Annotated in this window: 20 protein-coding genes; 6 read left to right on the top strand and 14 right to left on the bottom strand. The window is 68.6% G+C overall.

Annotated elements, in window-relative coordinates; genetic code table 11:
• The first annotated feature begins 2 nt into the window (after positions 1-2).
• Entirely contained in the window at positions 3-308 is a 306-nt protein-coding gene (locus OHA25_RS26615) for a hypothetical protein (protein ID WP_327591245.1), read from the top strand.
• Complete coding sequence (locus OHA25_RS26620) at positions 305-484, top strand: universal stress protein (protein ID WP_327590196.1); 180 nt, start codon at positions 305-307, stop codon at positions 482-484. Before OHA25_RS26615 ends, OHA25_RS26620 begins: the two co-directional genes overlap by 4 nt.
• A 60-nt stretch (positions 485-544) precedes the next feature.
• Here the strand turns inward: OHA25_RS26620 and OHA25_RS26625 are convergent, their stop codons facing one another.
• The 7 genes from OHA25_RS26625 to OHA25_RS26655 all read right to left on the bottom strand — a co-directional run bounded on the left by OHA25_RS26625 (position 545) and on the right by OHA25_RS26655 (position 4,320).
• Positions 545-748, bottom strand: coding sequence for a hypothetical protein (locus OHA25_RS26625; protein ID WP_327590197.1), 204 nt, complete (start codon positions 746-748; stop codon positions 545-547).
• The gene (locus OHA25_RS26630) at positions 745-1,092 is read right to left on the bottom strand and encodes a hypothetical protein (protein WP_327590198.1); all 348 of its coding nucleotides are present in this window, start codon (positions 1,090-1,092) and stop codon (positions 745-747) included. Before OHA25_RS26630 ends, OHA25_RS26625 begins: the two co-directional genes overlap by 4 nt.
• Before the next feature lie 504 nt (positions 1,093-1,596).
• Positions 1,597-1,896, bottom strand: coding sequence for a hypothetical protein (locus OHA25_RS26635; RefSeq protein ID WP_327590199.1), 300 nt, complete (start codon positions 1,894-1,896; stop codon positions 1,597-1,599).
• Positions 1,897-1,951: 55 nt separating this feature from the next.
• Positions 1,952-2,236: a GlsB/YeaQ/YmgE family stress response membrane protein gene (locus OHA25_RS26640; protein WP_305922495.1), complete on the bottom strand. Its 285-nt coding sequence runs from the start codon at positions 2,234-2,236 to the stop codon at positions 1,952-1,954.
• 227 nt (positions 2,237-2,463) lie between these two features.
• The gene (locus tag OHA25_RS26645) at positions 2,464-3,435 is read right to left on the bottom strand and encodes a LysR family transcriptional regulator (protein ID WP_327590200.1); all 972 of its coding nucleotides are present in this window, start codon (positions 3,433-3,435) and stop codon (positions 2,464-2,466) included.
• Positions 3,436-3,573: 138 nt separating this feature from the next.
• Positions 3,574-3,753: a CsbD family protein gene (locus OHA25_RS26650; RefSeq protein ID WP_327590201.1), complete on the bottom strand. Its 180-nt coding sequence runs from the start codon at positions 3,751-3,753 to the stop codon at positions 3,574-3,576.
• A gap of 12 nt (positions 3,754-3,765) precedes the next feature.
• Positions 3,766-4,320 carry a UBP-type zinc finger domain-containing protein gene (locus OHA25_RS26655; RefSeq protein ID WP_327591045.1) on the bottom strand — a complete coding sequence of 185 codons (555 nt, stop codon included), beginning with the start codon at positions 4,318-4,320 and terminating at the stop codon, positions 3,766-3,768.
• A 123-nt stretch (positions 4,321-4,443) separates the two neighbouring features.
• Between OHA25_RS26655 and OHA25_RS26660 the strand changes: the two genes are divergently transcribed.
• A complete protein-coding gene (locus OHA25_RS26660) occupies positions 4,444-4,593 on the top strand; it encodes a hypothetical protein (RefSeq protein WP_327590202.1) in 150 nt (49 codons plus the stop codon).
• Positions 4,594-4,885: 292 nt separating this feature from the next.
• Here the strand turns inward: OHA25_RS26660 and OHA25_RS26665 are convergent, their stop codons facing one another.
• The 3 genes from OHA25_RS26665 to OHA25_RS26675 all read right to left on the bottom strand — a co-directional run bounded on the left by OHA25_RS26665 (position 4,886) and on the right by OHA25_RS26675 (position 6,798).
• Complete coding sequence (locus OHA25_RS26665) at positions 4,886-5,665, bottom strand: transglutaminase-like domain-containing protein (protein WP_327590203.1); 780 nt, start codon at positions 5,663-5,665, stop codon at positions 4,886-4,888.
• Positions 5,666-5,917: 252 nt separating this feature from the next.
• Positions 5,918-6,286 (bottom strand): hypothetical protein, encoded by a 369-nt coding sequence (locus tag OHA25_RS26670; protein ID WP_327590204.1) that lies wholly within the window; start codon positions 6,284-6,286, stop codon positions 5,918-5,920.
• A gap of 167 nt (positions 6,287-6,453) precedes the next feature.
• Positions 6,454-6,798, bottom strand: a complete 345-nt coding sequence (locus OHA25_RS26675) for a hypothetical protein (RefSeq protein WP_305922499.1) — start codon at positions 6,796-6,798, stop codon at positions 6,454-6,456.
• Between the two features lie 224 nt (positions 6,799-7,022).
• Between OHA25_RS26675 and OHA25_RS26680 the strand changes: the two genes are divergently transcribed.
• Positions 7,023-7,535, top strand: a complete 513-nt coding sequence (locus tag OHA25_RS26680) for a DUF1707 and DUF4870 domain-containing protein (RefSeq protein ID WP_442942137.1) — start codon at positions 7,023-7,025, stop codon at positions 7,533-7,535.
• A gap of 41 nt (positions 7,536-7,576) precedes the next feature.
• On the opposite strand, the gene OHA25_RS26685 is transcribed toward OHA25_RS26680, so the two are convergent.
• The 3 genes from OHA25_RS26685 to OHA25_RS26695 all read right to left on the bottom strand — a co-directional run bounded on the left by OHA25_RS26685 (position 7,577) and on the right by OHA25_RS26695 (position 10,795).
• On the bottom strand, positions 7,577-8,203 hold the full coding sequence (locus OHA25_RS26685) for a septal ring lytic transglycosylase RlpA family protein (protein WP_327590205.1): 627 nt from the start codon (positions 8,201-8,203) through the stop codon (positions 7,577-7,579).
• Between the two features lie 537 nt (positions 8,204-8,740).
• Positions 8,741-10,264 carry an ATP-dependent DNA ligase gene (locus OHA25_RS26690; RefSeq protein WP_327590206.1) on the bottom strand — a complete coding sequence of 508 codons (1,524 nt, stop codon included), beginning with the start codon at positions 10,262-10,264 and terminating at the stop codon, positions 8,741-8,743.
• A gap of 156 nt (positions 10,265-10,420) precedes the next feature.
• Complete coding sequence (locus tag OHA25_RS26695) at positions 10,421-10,795, bottom strand: FKBP-type peptidyl-prolyl cis-trans isomerase (protein WP_305922501.1); 375 nt, start codon at positions 10,793-10,795, stop codon at positions 10,421-10,423.
• A gap of 78 nt (positions 10,796-10,873) precedes the next feature.
• Here OHA25_RS26695 and OHA25_RS26700 point away from each other — a divergent pair, with 78 nt between their 5' ends.
• A complete protein-coding gene (locus OHA25_RS26700) occupies positions 10,874-11,635 on the top strand; it encodes an SDR family NAD(P)-dependent oxidoreductase (protein WP_327590207.1) in 762 nt (253 codons plus the stop codon).
• 61 nt (positions 11,636-11,696) lie between these two features.
• On the opposite strand, the gene OHA25_RS26705 is transcribed toward OHA25_RS26700, so the two are convergent.
• The gene (locus OHA25_RS26705; RefSeq protein WP_327590208.1) at positions 11,697-13,136 is read right to left on the bottom strand and encodes a GuaB1 family IMP dehydrogenase-related protein; all 1,440 of its coding nucleotides are present in this window, start codon (positions 13,134-13,136) and stop codon (positions 11,697-11,699) included.
• 96 nt (positions 13,137-13,232) lie between these two features.
• On the opposite strand from OHA25_RS26705, the gene OHA25_RS26710 reads away from it, so the two are divergent.
• Positions 13,233-13,685, top strand: coding sequence for a GyrI-like domain-containing protein (locus OHA25_RS26710; RefSeq protein WP_305922504.1), 453 nt, complete (start codon positions 13,233-13,235; stop codon positions 13,683-13,685).
• Positions 13,686-13,705 lie beyond the last annotated feature (20 nt).

Consider the following 13,705-nt stretch of genomic DNA (forward strand, 5'->3'; position numbering starts at 1 on the left):
CGGTGAGCGCTCACGTAGCCGGACATGCGCACGGCCCGGTGGTCGTCGTCCGCTCCAATCCCGACACCGCCTACGGGGAGATCGTCATCGGGCTCGACGACTATCACGCCGGCGAACCAGCCCTCGCCTACGCTTTCGAGCAGGCGATACTCCGCGCGAGCACACTACGCGCCGTCTACACGTGGCAACCACCGGCGCACGCCCACATCCCCGCAAGCGCCCATGACCTGGAGGAGATCCACGCTGTCCAGTGCCGGATCGCGGCAGGTGTCCTCCTGGGGGGCAGCAATATCCGCAGGTTCAGGTGATCGAGGACGTCCAGCGCGCCCACCCTGTCGACGCTCTCGCCAGCGTTTCCGCTATGGCGGATCTGGTCGTCATGGGCTCCCAGGGCCGAGGGGCGATCGGCACCGTGATGCTTGGATCCGTTACCCTCGGCGTTCTGCACCACGCGCGCAGCTCCGTCGCGGTGGTACGGCCATAAGGGCTTCCTGCTCGCCCTGGCTGTAGATGTGATATCCGAGCCGGCGGCCGTCGGGGTGAATCAGTCGGCAGGATCGCTGTTGAGCAGCGGCTCGGACAGCACCAGCGGTGCGTCGGACTGGATCGCAAGGCCGAAAACGAGCTTGTCGGACGGTGGTGGCAGCCTGCTCTTGGCGTCATTGCCGCGCCTCAGCACGGACTCAGGCGGGAGCGGCGGCAGGTCGGCGGTTTCATCGAGGCGTTCGTCGTCGTTGTGCATGTTCATGCAGCGTCACCTTGTCTCGAGCCGTTTCGGGAGTCTCCCTGGGATGTCGGCTGGTTGTCGCGGGTGTGGTCGGCGAGCTGAGGGTGGTGTGCGCCAGTGTTGTCGAGCAACTCCTGGAACAGGACGTGATAGTGCACCATGGCCTGCCGCAGATCCTCGGTGGAGGCGCTGCCGTGGGCGACGCCCCCACTGATCTCGTGAGCCTGCCGGTAGCGGTGCAGCGTGCGCCCGTGAGCCGTCGGCAATTCTGGTTGCCACCGCTCGAAGTCTTCGGTGGGATATCCGCACTCGGCCATGGCGGCGGTGACCAGCCGATCGGCCGCACGTACCGCGAGGCCAGGCACGATGGCGAACTGCTTCTGGATCGCTGTCCAGCGTTCGGCGCAGGCCTGCTGTGACTCGAAGGTGAGCGGCTTGATGTCGAAGGTGGCGCCCCGCCGTCGCCGGGTTCGCGGTACCTGCTCGGCCCCGCCGCGATTGTCTCCTTCGTTCGGGGCGGCTTTGTTTGCCGCGGCCGACGTGCCGGCGAATGCCTTCCCAGCGCTGCTGCACCACGACGAAGCTGATTGCCGCGACCAGGATCGCCACCATAGCGACGGCGACGATTGTGGTCATCGTGGGCATGTCTGCCTCCAGGAGTTGCTTCTGCCCTCACCCGCCTGCCGAAGGCCGGAGGGTGAGGGCAGCGGATTAGCTCGGGTCGACCTTTCGACGGCGGGCCGAGGGATGTCAGCTCCCGCGTACGGGCGACAGCGGCGCGCCTAGCCTTGCGTGAGGAACGGTGTGACGGTCGCCGCTGTCCAGCCCGCCTGGCCGACCGTCCCGCCTGGCCAGCCGTCCGGCGCTGGTCAGGGCCGGCGATTGCCGTGAGGCCTGCGGCCGCGGCCTTGCCCGGCGTCGTGGCCGGGCGGATCAACCGGGCTGTGCGGTGGTCGGTCATCGATGGTGTCCCGCAGGCTGCGAGCGGTTGACTGGCTCCAGCGTGACGGGGTGCGGAGCAGCAAGGGCAGCAGGAGCCCGAGGGCGCCGCCGAGCATCAGGATGACACCCGCGACGCGCAGGTCCAGGCCGCCCACCGAGCCGTCCGCCAGGGCGAAGGTGAGGACGGCGCCGAAGGCGATCACCGTGAGGGCTCCGCCTGTGGGCATCACGCAGCACCTTCGCCACGGCAGGACCGTGAACTCCCGGGGGTGCTGGGCGAGGTCATCGGCGACCGGCCCGGCGGTCCGGACGCGGACCGGTGATCAGGTGGTAGCCGCCCAGCAGGACTGCCGCGCCGACGATGGCACAGAGCCAGGTGGACAGGTGGAAGAACCCTTGGATGCCGGAGACGTGCAAGATCTGGGTGGCCACGAGGCCACCCAGCAGCGCCCCGGCGATGCCGAGCACGAACGTGATGATCAAACCTTGCGGATCCTTGCCGGGGACCAGCATTCTGGCCACCGCCCCGACGACCAGCCCGAGGATGATCCAAGCGATGATGCCCATGGCCGAGCTCCTTTGGCGGTGCATCGATGTCTGCATGGGATCGGTTTTCCGGACCGGTCGAAGCAGGAGGGCCGGCCGCCGCCTGGTTGCCGGCGCCGACGGTCGAACTCATTCACTTTGAGCCAACACCCGCGCGTGCCCTGCCGAAACAGGCGATCTGGAAAGGATCCATCTCCAGAACCGATCACCAGGGTTTCGTGGTGCACGCAGCGTTCAGCGCTCGCGAATCAGACAGGCTCATCACTGGGGCTGGCGGCGCTCGGAGCCCCTCCGCCGGGCGCCGGCCCGGTGGCGGGGCTGATGGGTTCCAGCCAGCCGAGCCGCTCGGCCAGCCGCCGGGCGCTGTCGATGACGGTGGCTATGTGGGGAGAGGGGTTGGCGTCGTGCCACAGCAGCGACCAGGGATAGTGCGTGGCAGGTTCGATCAGGGGCCGCCACGTGGTTCCCAGCCGGTTGGAGGTGCGGAAGGAGGAAGGGACGCAGTGCACGCAGCGGTGCTGAAGGACGAGGTCAGCCGCGGCGCGGCTGCTCTGAACAGTGCCCTCGTAGATTGTGGGCGCGAACCCGGCCGAGCGGCACAGCGTGATGACGAACTGGTTGAGCTCTGGGGTCTGTGTTTCTTCGCCGAGTAGCAGGAGTTCGTCGGAGAGGGCGGCGACGAGTACACCGTCGAGCTCGGCGAAGCTGTGGTCGTCGGGCACCAGCACGCCGAGCGGATCGAGCCTGATCAGCTTGGAGGTCACCTCGGCTGGAGCCTGAGAGGCGTGTCCGATGGCGATGTCCAGGCGGCCGTCGGCCAGCTGCCGGTATTGCTCGGGGGTGCCTGCTTCAACCTGATGGATCGTGATGTCAGGATGGTTGCGCTGGAGTTCGCGCAGGATCTGCGGCATGGTGTCGTAGCCGGCGTCGATGATGCCGACACGCAGCGTGGGCGTCGACGCGACGGCGTTGCGTGCGGCTTGTCCGGCGCGGCCCACGTGGTCGAGGATCTGGCGCGCCTCGATGAGGAAGGCAGCGCCCGCCGGGGTCAGATCGACGTGGTGGGTGCTGCGATCCAGCAGTCGCACGCCCAGCTCGCTTTCCAGCCGCTGGATCTGCTGGCTCAGCGCGGACTGCACGATGTGCTCGCGGGCCGCGGCCCGGCCGAAATGCAACTCTTCGGCCAGCGTCACGAAGTAGCGCAGCTGACGTAACTCCATGCCCGCCACCCCTTCCCGCCCGGGCGGCGCCCATTCGGGCCGTCTCCCCACTCTAGGTGCCATGTGGTGGCGTAGGGCTCGTGGAGGAGGCTTGGCGTCACTCGCTGGCCAAGGCGGTAGAGGGGTCTGCCAGGCTCGCTACCGTGGTGGTTTAGGGGCGTCGTTGACCCTCCCATCGGGCTGCTCCAGATGGCCCACGACCCGATCGGTCTTGCCCGCAGCCTGGTGACGCTGGTTACCGGTGGCGCGGCCAAGGCGCTGCCTGACCCAGCCCTTGAGGGCCTGTACCTTGTTGTTGATCTCCCATCGCACACTCATCGCGGTTTCCTTTCACCGCTCAGCTCGGCCATCGGGCCGGGACGCGGACCCTCGTTGGTCCGTCCACCTCCATGAGCCGTGACCTTTGCCGGTGGACACCAGCCGCGGACACGCGGCGTGGAGTCCCAGACGGCGGTGCACGTAGCACCAGCGCCATGTCGACCTTGGTTCCAGGGTGGCGACCACCGGGTGGTCGGTCTCCTGGTAGTGGGCGCGGACGTGGCCGCCCCGTGAATCGTCGGAACAGGCTACCCACCCGCAGGTCAGGCAGACCAGCAACCGCGTCCAGGTCTGGCCGAGGGCTAGACATTCCTTGCATTCGGGTGGTCCGTACTCCACAGCCGGGAGCTGATCGACGTGATCGCAGCGCGAGGCCTGACCGTTCAGGCCTGCGCGGTCGGTCGCGTTCGTTCCTTGTGCGTCCAGGGTCATGACGACCCCCTCACGGTGACAGCGACGCAAGCTGCGCCGACTGCTCACCCACCAGTCAAGGTGATCAGCGAGCCGGCGGACACACGCAATCCCAGCTAACCTCATCATCTGCGGCGATAGCGAGCCTGCCGGCATGTTGCCGACGCGCCGTATCCGGCTCGATCCCCCTCTCGACAGACCTCCACCAAGCGATCGATCGGAGATCTCTGTCACGGACTCCGACGGGCTTTCGCAGTGGGTGCCGCCTTCATCGTGTTCATGCTGAAGGACACCACCGCCACGCAGGTGTCCTTCCTCGGCCTGCCCGGCACGCCGCCGCTGGCGGTCGCGATGCTGATCGCCACGCTCAGCGGGATCTTGCTCACGCTGGTGCTCGGCACCCCCCAATCACCCAGCTCCGCCCCCTAGCCCGTCCGCGCCGCCGCCGGAACGCACATCAACGTGCGCGTCATCCCACCCGCCGCCACTGCCAACGCGCTCGGCACCTGATCACGCGTTTCGGTGCAGACCGCACTTCGGCTCCGGCCGCCGCGGAGGCCGATCATTCAACACCATTCACCGTGCCGTCCTTGAGATCCGAGTGTTGTCCGATCCCGTCGTGCCCATCAGGCCGGGACTCTGCAGAGCGGCCCCTTCCCATGACACAGCACGAGTGGCCAGGCGTCAGGAAGCGCGGACCTCGATCGCCCCGGGATCCGCATCATGCCAGCACCTCCTCCGCGTACACGATCATCGACTCCAGTAGTGGTGCGCCGAAGGTGGTGACCATGGCCACGTCGGATGCGTCCCGTCCACGTCCGATCACGATGCGGCCCTTGCGCCTGCGGTTGTTGCGCGGATCGAAGGTCCACCACCGATCCCCCAGCCACACCTCCATCCAAGCGGCGAAGTCCATGGGCGCCGGGTCCGGCGGGACATCTACATCCGGCAAGTAGCCGAAAACATAGCGAGCCGGGATGTTGAGTGCCCGGCAGAACGAGATCGCCAGGTGAGTGAAGTCGCGGCAGACGCCGAACCCGGAGGTGTTGACATCAACCGCCGTCGACAACGGGCCACTGCTGCCATAGCGAAAGGTCAGGTGGCGATGGACGTGGTCGCAGATCGCCTGTGCACGGGGAAATCCGGCGGGAACGGCGCCGAAGCGCGACCAGGCTTCGTCGCCTAGCATGTCGGGCAGGCAGTAGCGGCTGGGCAGAGTGTAGATGAGGACCCCGTCGGGTAATTCTTCCGGCGGCAGTTCCGGCGCCTGTTCATCGGCATCCTCGGTCGCGTCGGGCACGAGTGCCACGGCTTCATAGCGCAGCGAGGACCGCCCCGTGGGGAGTACTGCTCGTGCGCACAGGTTGCCGTATAAGTCGCGGTAGCGGCGGATGCGCAGCTGCGGCTCCGACGACCACTGCTGTCCGACGAGACTGACCGGCCCCGCGTCCTCCGGTTCTATCTGGAAGACCGTCGAGGTATTGACCGCGGCGACGTACACGAACTCGCACCCGACTCGTACGCGTCGCACATCCACGGGCCCATGGTGCGCTCTCGATGTTTCGACCACGTTACCCGCTCACAGCCCTTCTCGGCTTCACGGAACTCCTTCGGCAATCGTTGTCCAGCACCATGTCCGTAGCCGGTGACACCGTCGGCGCGGTTGCTACACCGACACCGCGCCCCAGGCCGACCGCACAAGCGCGCTCCCGTGGAGGGTGGGTTCGCGGTGTGGTCCTCATCCGGGAGGCCCTCAGAAGCACGGTGTCGAGCCGGCGCTGATGGCGGTGGCCGGGCCGAACTTGTTGCCGCCCTTGCCGTTCCAGATGTTCGGCGTCCCGGGTTCGGCGTGCACGGCGCCTATGTCGGTGTGACCGTCCTCGTTGACGTCCCCCAGCGACATCAACGTGCGCGCATACGGTTCCCACCCGGGGCCGAGCTCGATGGCGCCGGTGAAGCTGTCGGAACCCCTTGCCGTTCCAGACGTCAGACCCGGCACCCTGCGGATGAGCGACGCCGTCGTCGGCTGCTTGACCTGCTTCTCGAAGGATCGGTCCTCGAAGACGTCATCACGGCGGGGACGACGTGCCCGCCCGGGTTCGCGCTGAGCGCATTCCTGCACCCCCCTCGACCCTCCTCCTCAAAGACCCGCCGAACTACGGCGAAAGGGCGGACAAGCAAACGTAGGTACGTGGCCGTGGTGACGAGCGGGAAACGATGCTGGGGGTCGGAAGGGGAGTGAGTGGGGACGAAACGAGGTCAAGGGTGGGGCGGGACGAATGGGCTGGACTAGAGGGTTCCCTCCTCGCGGCGCCTTCGCTCGTTATAAGCACGCATGCGCGGCGGATACCCCGTGAGCTGAACGTCGTACACCGGCAGGGCAAGATCACGGGCGACCTTGTGAATCACCGCGGGGGATCCGACCCTTCGCCTGGTCCACTCACCGTCGTCGGCCACCGCCACAGCCGTGGTGTCGGTGGCGAACGTCTCTGGCTCGACATAGAACTCGACGCCACGCCGCGAACGGGCAAAGGCGATAAGCGCTTCGATGTCGGCGTCTGTCGCCTCACGGTCGAACTTCGCAACCTTAGGGCCGCGCTGCCGACGAAGGCCGTAGCGGTCTCGCCATCTCATGCATCCTTTTTATACCGTCTGGAGCCCGCGTGCGTCGGGGATGATCTAGGGGACATATCCGGGATTCTCCCGATACCACCCGCGGCATTGGCGACGCAGTATGAGGAGGACTGCCCAATTACCTAAGGAGAGGCATGGCGACTATGGCTGGGGTACCGACAACCCCCGGGCCGGGACAGGTGCCGCCAGCGCATTTGCGCGCCACCAACCAGGACCGAGAGCACGTGGTCGAGCACGTCAAGGCGGCGTACGCGGAAGGCCGCTTCGACAAGCTCGAGTTCGACGACCGGCTGGAGCGCGCGATGACCGCGCGTACCCACGGGGACCTGATGCCCATCATGACCGAGCTGTACGGCACCCAGGTCGCGCCCCAGCTCGCCCCGCGGCCGGCTCCGGTGCGTCCGCAGCCGATCACCGGCGCGCCGGAGAGCAACGAGCGCCTCGGCGCGGCCGCCGCCCACCTCCTCGTCCTTCTCGGGATTCCGATCGCGGGCCCGTTGATTCTGCTGCTCACCGGCGGCAAGACGTCGCCCTACATTCGCAGGCACGCACTGGAAGCGCTCAACTTCCAGATCACGGTGGTCGGCGCGACATTCTTGCTGCCGATCACCGTGATCGGCATCGTGCTGGTGCCGGTCATTTGGGTCGCGTCCGTCGTGCTCGCCATCGTCGGCGGCGTCTCCGCACTCTCGGAGAGCAACTTCCGCTATCCCATGACCATTCGCCTGGTCAAATGAGCTCTCGCCCATATTTCGCGTGATCGTGATTTCTGCGGCCGTCAGCGGGCCAGGACCTCATACCTGACCCTCATGACGCCCGCGCCGGTGTTGCCGATGGCGGAGAAGGCGGCGGCGGAGAGGTCGAGGCAGCGACCGCCGATGTACGGACCCCGGTCGTTGATGCGGACCGTGACCGATTCGCCGGTGTTGGGGTTCGTCACGCGGACCTTGCTGCCCAGGGGGAGGGTCTTGTGGGCGGCGGTCATGGCGGAGGGGTTGAAGCGCTCGCCGCTGGCCGTCATCTGGGGTTCGTCATAGAACGAGGCGCCGCATGAGCCGGACGACAGGACGCGGACCTTGGGCTTCGCGGGCTCGGTCTTGGCCTTGACCGGCTGCTGCGAGGGCTTGGCCGACGCCTCGGTGGGCTTGGCCGGCTGATCAGTCGGCTTCACCGATTGTTCCGCGGGTTTGGTCGGGTTCGGGAGGGCGGCCGACGGCGGCTTGGGGGCGGGGGAGGGGGTCTTCGGGGCGGATTGGCGGGCGGCTTCGTTGGCCGCCGCCGGTCCGGTGCTGGGGGCCGATCCCTGGGCTGCTGCGGCAGAGGCGGCGGTGTGCTTGGGGAAGTCGTCGTTGGCGAGGGCCGCCCATGCGGCGGACGAGGCGGTGGCGAGGACGGCGGTCCCCACGGCTATGGCGGTCCAGCGGCGTCTGCCTGCGGGGGACGGCTTGTGGGAATGCAGGCCCAAGGTAAACCACGGTCCTAGGTAGGGGATAGGGAAGGGAAAGGCCGGTCCGCAGGGTGGGAGGGGTGTGCGGTGGCCGATCCGTCGGCGCGGCAGGGGGTCCGCGCGGTGAGGACGAACATATGCGACAAACGGCAGGTAAAGACAACGTAATGCGACATTCAGTGATGTATCTCACTTAGCTCGCAAGATCGCCCATAACGCCACCGTGTGCCATGGATCTTGGGAGTTCGGGACAACCGTGCCGCGTCACGTCACCGGCTGGCAGTGCGCGGGTAACGTCCATAACCGGTCGGTAGGAGTCAGAGATCAGAACGTGAGCCCGTGAGGCCTCAGAACGTGAGGGGCCGTCAGCGGCCGGAAGAGGGGCGACATCCAGCGGCGGCCGGGACAGGGGAGACGTTCAGAGGTCAGACGTGAGGCCCTGAGGCGTCAGAACGTGAGGGACGTCAGCGCTCTGAACATGAAGGACATCAGAGGTCAGAACATGAGGGAGCGGACCGTTTCCACCGTGTCGGCGTCCTCCACCCGCTTGTCCAGGCGGTAGCGCAGGACCCGGGCGAAGCGCAGGGCCATGCCGCCCGGATAGCGGGGCGAGCGCTGGACGCCGTCGAAGGCGATCTCCACCACCAACTCGGGCCGGACGTTGACCGTCCAGGTGTCGGTCGGCCCTTCGGCCAGCTCCAGGAAACGCGCGGTCTGCCAGGCCAGCAGCTCGTCCGTCAGGCCCTTGAAGGTCTTGCCGAGCATCACGAAGCCGCCCTCCGGATCCCGGGCGCCCAGGTGGAGGTTGGACAGCTTGCCCTCGCGCCGGCCATGGCCCCACTCGGCGGCCAGGACCACCAGGTCGAGGGTGTGGCGGGGCTTGACCTTGATCCAGCCTGCGCCCCGGCGGCCCGCCGCGTAGGGGGACGACAGGGACTTCACCACCAGGCCCTCATGGCCGGCCTTCACCACATCGGTGAAGAACTTCTCCGCCTCCGACACGTCCCCCGTGACCAGCCGCGGCGTCAGCAGGCCCTGCGGGACCGTGCGGGCCAGCGCCTCCTGCCGTTGCGCATAGGTGAGATCGAGCAGGTCGGCGCCGTCTACGCGCAGCGCGTCGAAGAAGAACACGCTCAGCGGCGTCTGCTCGCGCAACTGGGCGACGTTGGTCTTGCTGCCGGCCCGGCTCGCCGTGACCTGGAACGGGTGCGGGCGGCCGTCGGGGCGCAGCGCGATCACCTCACCGTCCAGCACCAGATCCTCCGACGGCATCTCCAGCACGGCCTCGACCAACTCGGGCACTTGCGGCGTGATGTCGTCGAGCGTACGGGTGAAGACTTTCACCTCGGAGCCGGAGCGGTGGGCCTGAACGCGTATGCCATCGAGCTTCCACTCCAGCGCCGCCGGCGTGCCCGCCTTGTCCAGGGCCGCGGCGACGTTGGGCGCGCTGCCGGCCAGCATGGGGGCGACCGCCCGGCCCACCTCCAAGCGGAACGCGTGCAGCGCCACCACCCCACCGCTCAGCGCGGCCGCGCCGACAGCGGGGAGCCAGCCGCGCAAGGTCAGCGCGCGCCGCACGTCCGCCGACGGCGCGCCGGACGCCTTGGCCACCGCTTCGATCATGACGCCGTCGAGCGCGCCCTGCCGCAGCTCGCCATGCAGCAGCCGGCGCATGAACTGCTGCTCCTGGCTCGTCAGCCCGGCGAACAGCTCGGCCACCAGGGCCCTGCGCGCCGCCTGTGAGCCCGGGCCTGAGACGGCCTTGATCCTCGTCAGCAACGCGTCGACCGTGGTCAGTGTGGCGGTGGCGGCCAGTTTGGGCTCGGGCAGGTCCTCCAGTGTGCGCCAGCCGACGCCCACCTGCCGCTGCGGCAGCTCGCCAGAAAGGTAGGAGATCGCGATCTCCGCCTCGTCCGGGCCGACCCGGCCCAGCAACTCCGCCAGGTGGGCGATCTTGCCAAGCCTGGCGGACGTGCGCGTCACCGCCTCGGAAACTCGCACCACGTCGATCAGAAGCACACGCCTATCGTGCCTCACGCCGCCGACATTCCCTACCCGGTCTCGAGCGCCGTGTGTCGAGCGCCGTGTGGTGACTGGCCGCGTGACGGCTGATCGCCTGCCGGCGTCCGTCAGCTGACGGTGGTGAAGGTCGTCAGCTGACGGACGGGACGCAGGTCAGCTGACGCCGAGCAGGTCGACGACGAAGATGAGCGTCTCGTTCGGCTTGATGCGCGCGCCCGCGCCCCGGCTGCCGTACCCCAGGTGCGGCGGGATGACGAGCTTGCGCCGGCCACCGACCTTCATGCCGGCGACCCCCTGGTCCCAGCCCGCGATGACGCGCCCCCCGCCGAGCGGGAACTCGAACGCGTCCCCGCGGTTCCACGAGGCGTCGAACTCCTCCCCGGTCGAGAAGGCGACGCCCACGTAGTGGACGCGGACGCGATGCCCGGGCTTGGCCTCCGGGCCGTCGCCCTCCACCAGGTCGACGATCTCCAGGTCGGTGGGCGGGTTGCCTTCGGGGAAGTCGATCTCGGGCTTTTCGAGTGCCACGACGTGCTCCTGATAACGATGACGGACGATGAAAAGTGAACCCGACGACTCTATGCGCTCGGGATATCGTCATCGTTCATGACCGCCATCACACCCGACGCGATCCTGCTCACCGGGCGCGTCGCCGTGGTCACCGGGGCGGCCCGGGGCATCGGGCTGGCGATCGCGGAGACGTTCGCCGCGTTCGGTGCCCACGTCGCGAGCTGCGACCGTGACACGCCGCACGCCGAGGTGGCGATGACGCTCGACGTGCGCGACCAGGCGGCGGTGGAGGTGTTCGCCCAGGCCGTACGGGAACGGTGGGGCCGCGTCGACGTGCTGGTCAACAACGCGGGTGGCACTTTCCACGCCGCGTTCGCCGACACCTCACCGCGCGGCGAGCAGACCCTCATCGAAGAGAACTTCACGCAGGTCACCGGCATGATCCGGCATCTGTTGCCGATGATGCTCCCCGGCTCCTCGATCATCAATGTGACGTCGAGCGAGGCCCATCAGGCGGCGCCGGGATTCGCGGTGTACGCGGCGATGAAGGCCGCCCTGGAGAGCCTGACGAAGTCCCTGGCCCTGGAGCTGGCGCCCAGGGGCATCAGAGTGAACGCGATCGCGCCCGACGCGCTGCCGACCGAGGGTGAGGCGGGTGTGCGCGAGCACATGCTGGCGCACCCGCTGCCCTACGAGCCGGTACGCAATCCGCCCCTCGGCCACCTCGGCGACCCCGCGGACGCGGCGGGGGCGGCCGTGTTCCTGGCGAGCGACCTGGCGCGGTTCGTCACGGGGACGACGGTGCACGTGGACGGCGGCATCCACGCGGCCGGCGGCTGGCGGCGCACCGAACCCTGATCGCCCGCCACGCCCGCCCCGCTCCGCCCAACGCGACCGCCCGCCCGCGCCCGCTGGGATGTCACCAGCTCTGGTGCAACGGCATCCCCTCGGCGTACCCCGACGAGCTCTGGATCCCCACGACCGCCTGCGCGTGGAACTCCTCCAGATCCGAGGCCCCCGCGTACGTGCACGCCGACCGCAGCCCCGCCACGATCGCGTCGATCTGGTCCTCCACGCTGGGCCGCTTCGGATCCAGGTACATCCTGGACGTCGAGATGCCCTCCTCGAACAACGCCTTCCTGGCCCGCTCGAACGCCGAGTCCTCGGCCGTCCTGAGCCGCACGGCCCGCGCGGAGGCCATGCCGTAGTTCTCCTTGTACTTGCGCCCGTTCGCGTCGGTGTGGGTGTCGCCCGGCGACTCGTACGTGCCGGCGAACCACGACCCGATCATCACGTTCGCCGCCCCGGCGGCCAGCGCCAGCGCCACGTCGCGCGGGTGGCGCACGCCGCCGTCCGCCCACACGTGCCGCCCCAGCCGGCGGGCCTCGGCGGAGCACTCGAGCACGGCGGAGAACTGCGGCCGCCCCACCCCGGTCATCATCCGCGTCGTGCACATGGCGCCCGGGCCCACCCCCACCTTGATGATGTCGGCCCCGGCGTCCACCAGGTCGCGTACGCCGCCCGCGGTCACCACGTTGCCCGCCGCGACGGGCACGCCGGGGTCGAGGGCCTTGACGGAGCGCAGGGCGGAGAGCATCTTCTCCTGGTGGCCGTGCGCGGTGTCCACGACCAGGCCGTCGATCCCGGCCTGCAGCAGCTCCTTCGCCTTGGCGGCCACGTCGCCGTTCACGCCGACCGCCGCCGCGATGCGCAGCCGTCCCTGGGCGTCGACCGCGGGCTGGTAGAGGGTGGCGCGCAGCGCGCCGGTGCGGGTGAGGATGCCGACCAGCCGCCCGTCGGCGTCCACGATGGGCGCCAGCCGGTGCCGGCCCTCGTGCAGCCGGTCGAACGCGGTCCGCGGATCGAGGCCGGCCGGCAGCGTCAGCAGTTCGCTCGACATGACCTGCGACAGCTGCGTGTACATGTCCACGCCCTGGCAGTCGGCGTCGGTGACGACGCCGACGGGCCGGTTGTCCCAGTCGACCACGATGATCGCGTTGTGCGCCCGCTTGGGCAGGAGCTGCAGTGCCTCGCCCACGGTGTCGTGCGGCGTCAGCGTCAGCGGCGTGTCGTGGACGAGGTCGCGCTTCTTGACCCAGTCGACGACGTTCGCCACGACGTCCAGCGGTATGTCCTGCGGGATCACGGCGAGGCCGCCCCGCCGGGCCACGGTCTCGGCCATGCGCCGGCCGGCGACCGCGGTCATGTTGGCCACGACGACGGGGATGGTCGTGCCGGTGCCGTCGTGGGTGGACAGGTCGACTGTGAGCCGTGATCCGATCGAGGAGCGCGACGGGACCATGAATACGTCGCTGTAGGTCAGATCGTGGTGCGGCTCGAGGCCATTAAGGAATTTCACGTTCGTCCATCATATGCGGTGATTCGTCACCAAGGAGTTTCCCCCTTTCGCGGGGGCTTATGATCGGCCGGGACACTTTTGGGGGAGGGAGGGTCTGTGGATGTCACCGAACGGGCCGAGTTGACCGTCGTCGGCTACGTCATACGCACCACCAATGCCGACGAGATGGATCCGGCACGGGCCAAGCTGCCGGCGTTGTGGCAGCGGGCCGGCGCGCCCGGGGCCTTCGCGCATGTGCCCGGCCGCGTCGATGAAAACCTTTATGCCGTGCTGACCGACTACGAAAGCGACCATAACGGGGCCTACACGCAGATCGTCGGCATCGGCGTGCGCACGGTGCCGCGGCTGCCCGAGGGCATGGTGGCCGTGCGGGTGCCCGCCGGGCAGGCGCTGAGGGTGGAGGCGCGCGGGCCGATGCCGCAGTCGCTCGTCGAGGCGTGGCAGCGGGTGTGGAAGCACACCGAGTCGGGCGGCACGCCGTCGCGTTCGTACACGACGGACCTCGAAGTGCATCACCCGCAGGGCGCGGACCTCTACATCGCCATCTAGGCAGGTTCGGGCTTGGACAA

Source organism: Nonomuraea sp. NBC_00507, from assembly GCF_036013525.1.
Classification (GTDB): Bacteria; Actinomycetota; Actinomycetes; order Streptosporangiales; family Streptosporangiaceae; genus Nonomuraea.

Coding starts and splice junctions, on each gene's coding strand:
- OHA25_RS26625 (WP_327590197.1), bottom strand. CDS start 748: ATGAACATGCACAACGACGACGAACGCCTCGATGAAACCGCCGACCTG.
- OHA25_RS26635 (WP_327590199.1), bottom strand. CDS start 1,896: ATGCCCACAGGCGGAGCCCTCACGGTGATCGCCTTCGGCGCCGTCCTC.
- OHA25_RS26640 (WP_305922495.1), bottom strand. CDS start 2,236: ATGGGCATCATCGCTTGGATCATCCTCGGGCTGGTCGTCGGGGCGGTG.
- OHA25_RS26645 (WP_327590200.1), bottom strand. CDS start 3,435: ATGGAGTTACGTCAGCTGCGCTACTTCGTGACGCTGGCCGAAGAGTTG.
- OHA25_RS26650 (WP_327590201.1), bottom strand. CDS start 3,753: ATGAGTGTGCGATGGGAGATCAACAACAAGGTACAGGCCCTCAAGGGC.
- OHA25_RS26655 (WP_327591045.1), bottom strand. CDS start 4,320: ATGCCGGCAGGCTCGCTATCGCCGCAGATGATGAGGTTAGCTGGGATT.
- OHA25_RS26660 (WP_327590202.1), top strand. CDS start 4,444: ATGCTGAAGGACACCACCGCCACGCAGGTGTCCTTCCTCGGCCTGCCC.
- OHA25_RS26675 (WP_305922499.1), bottom strand. CDS start 6,798: ATGAGATGGCGAGACCGCTACGGCCTTCGTCGGCAGCGCGGCCCTAAG.
- OHA25_RS26700 (WP_327590207.1), top strand. CDS start 10,874: ATGACCGCCATCACACCCGACGCGATCCTGCTCACCGGGCGCGTCGCC.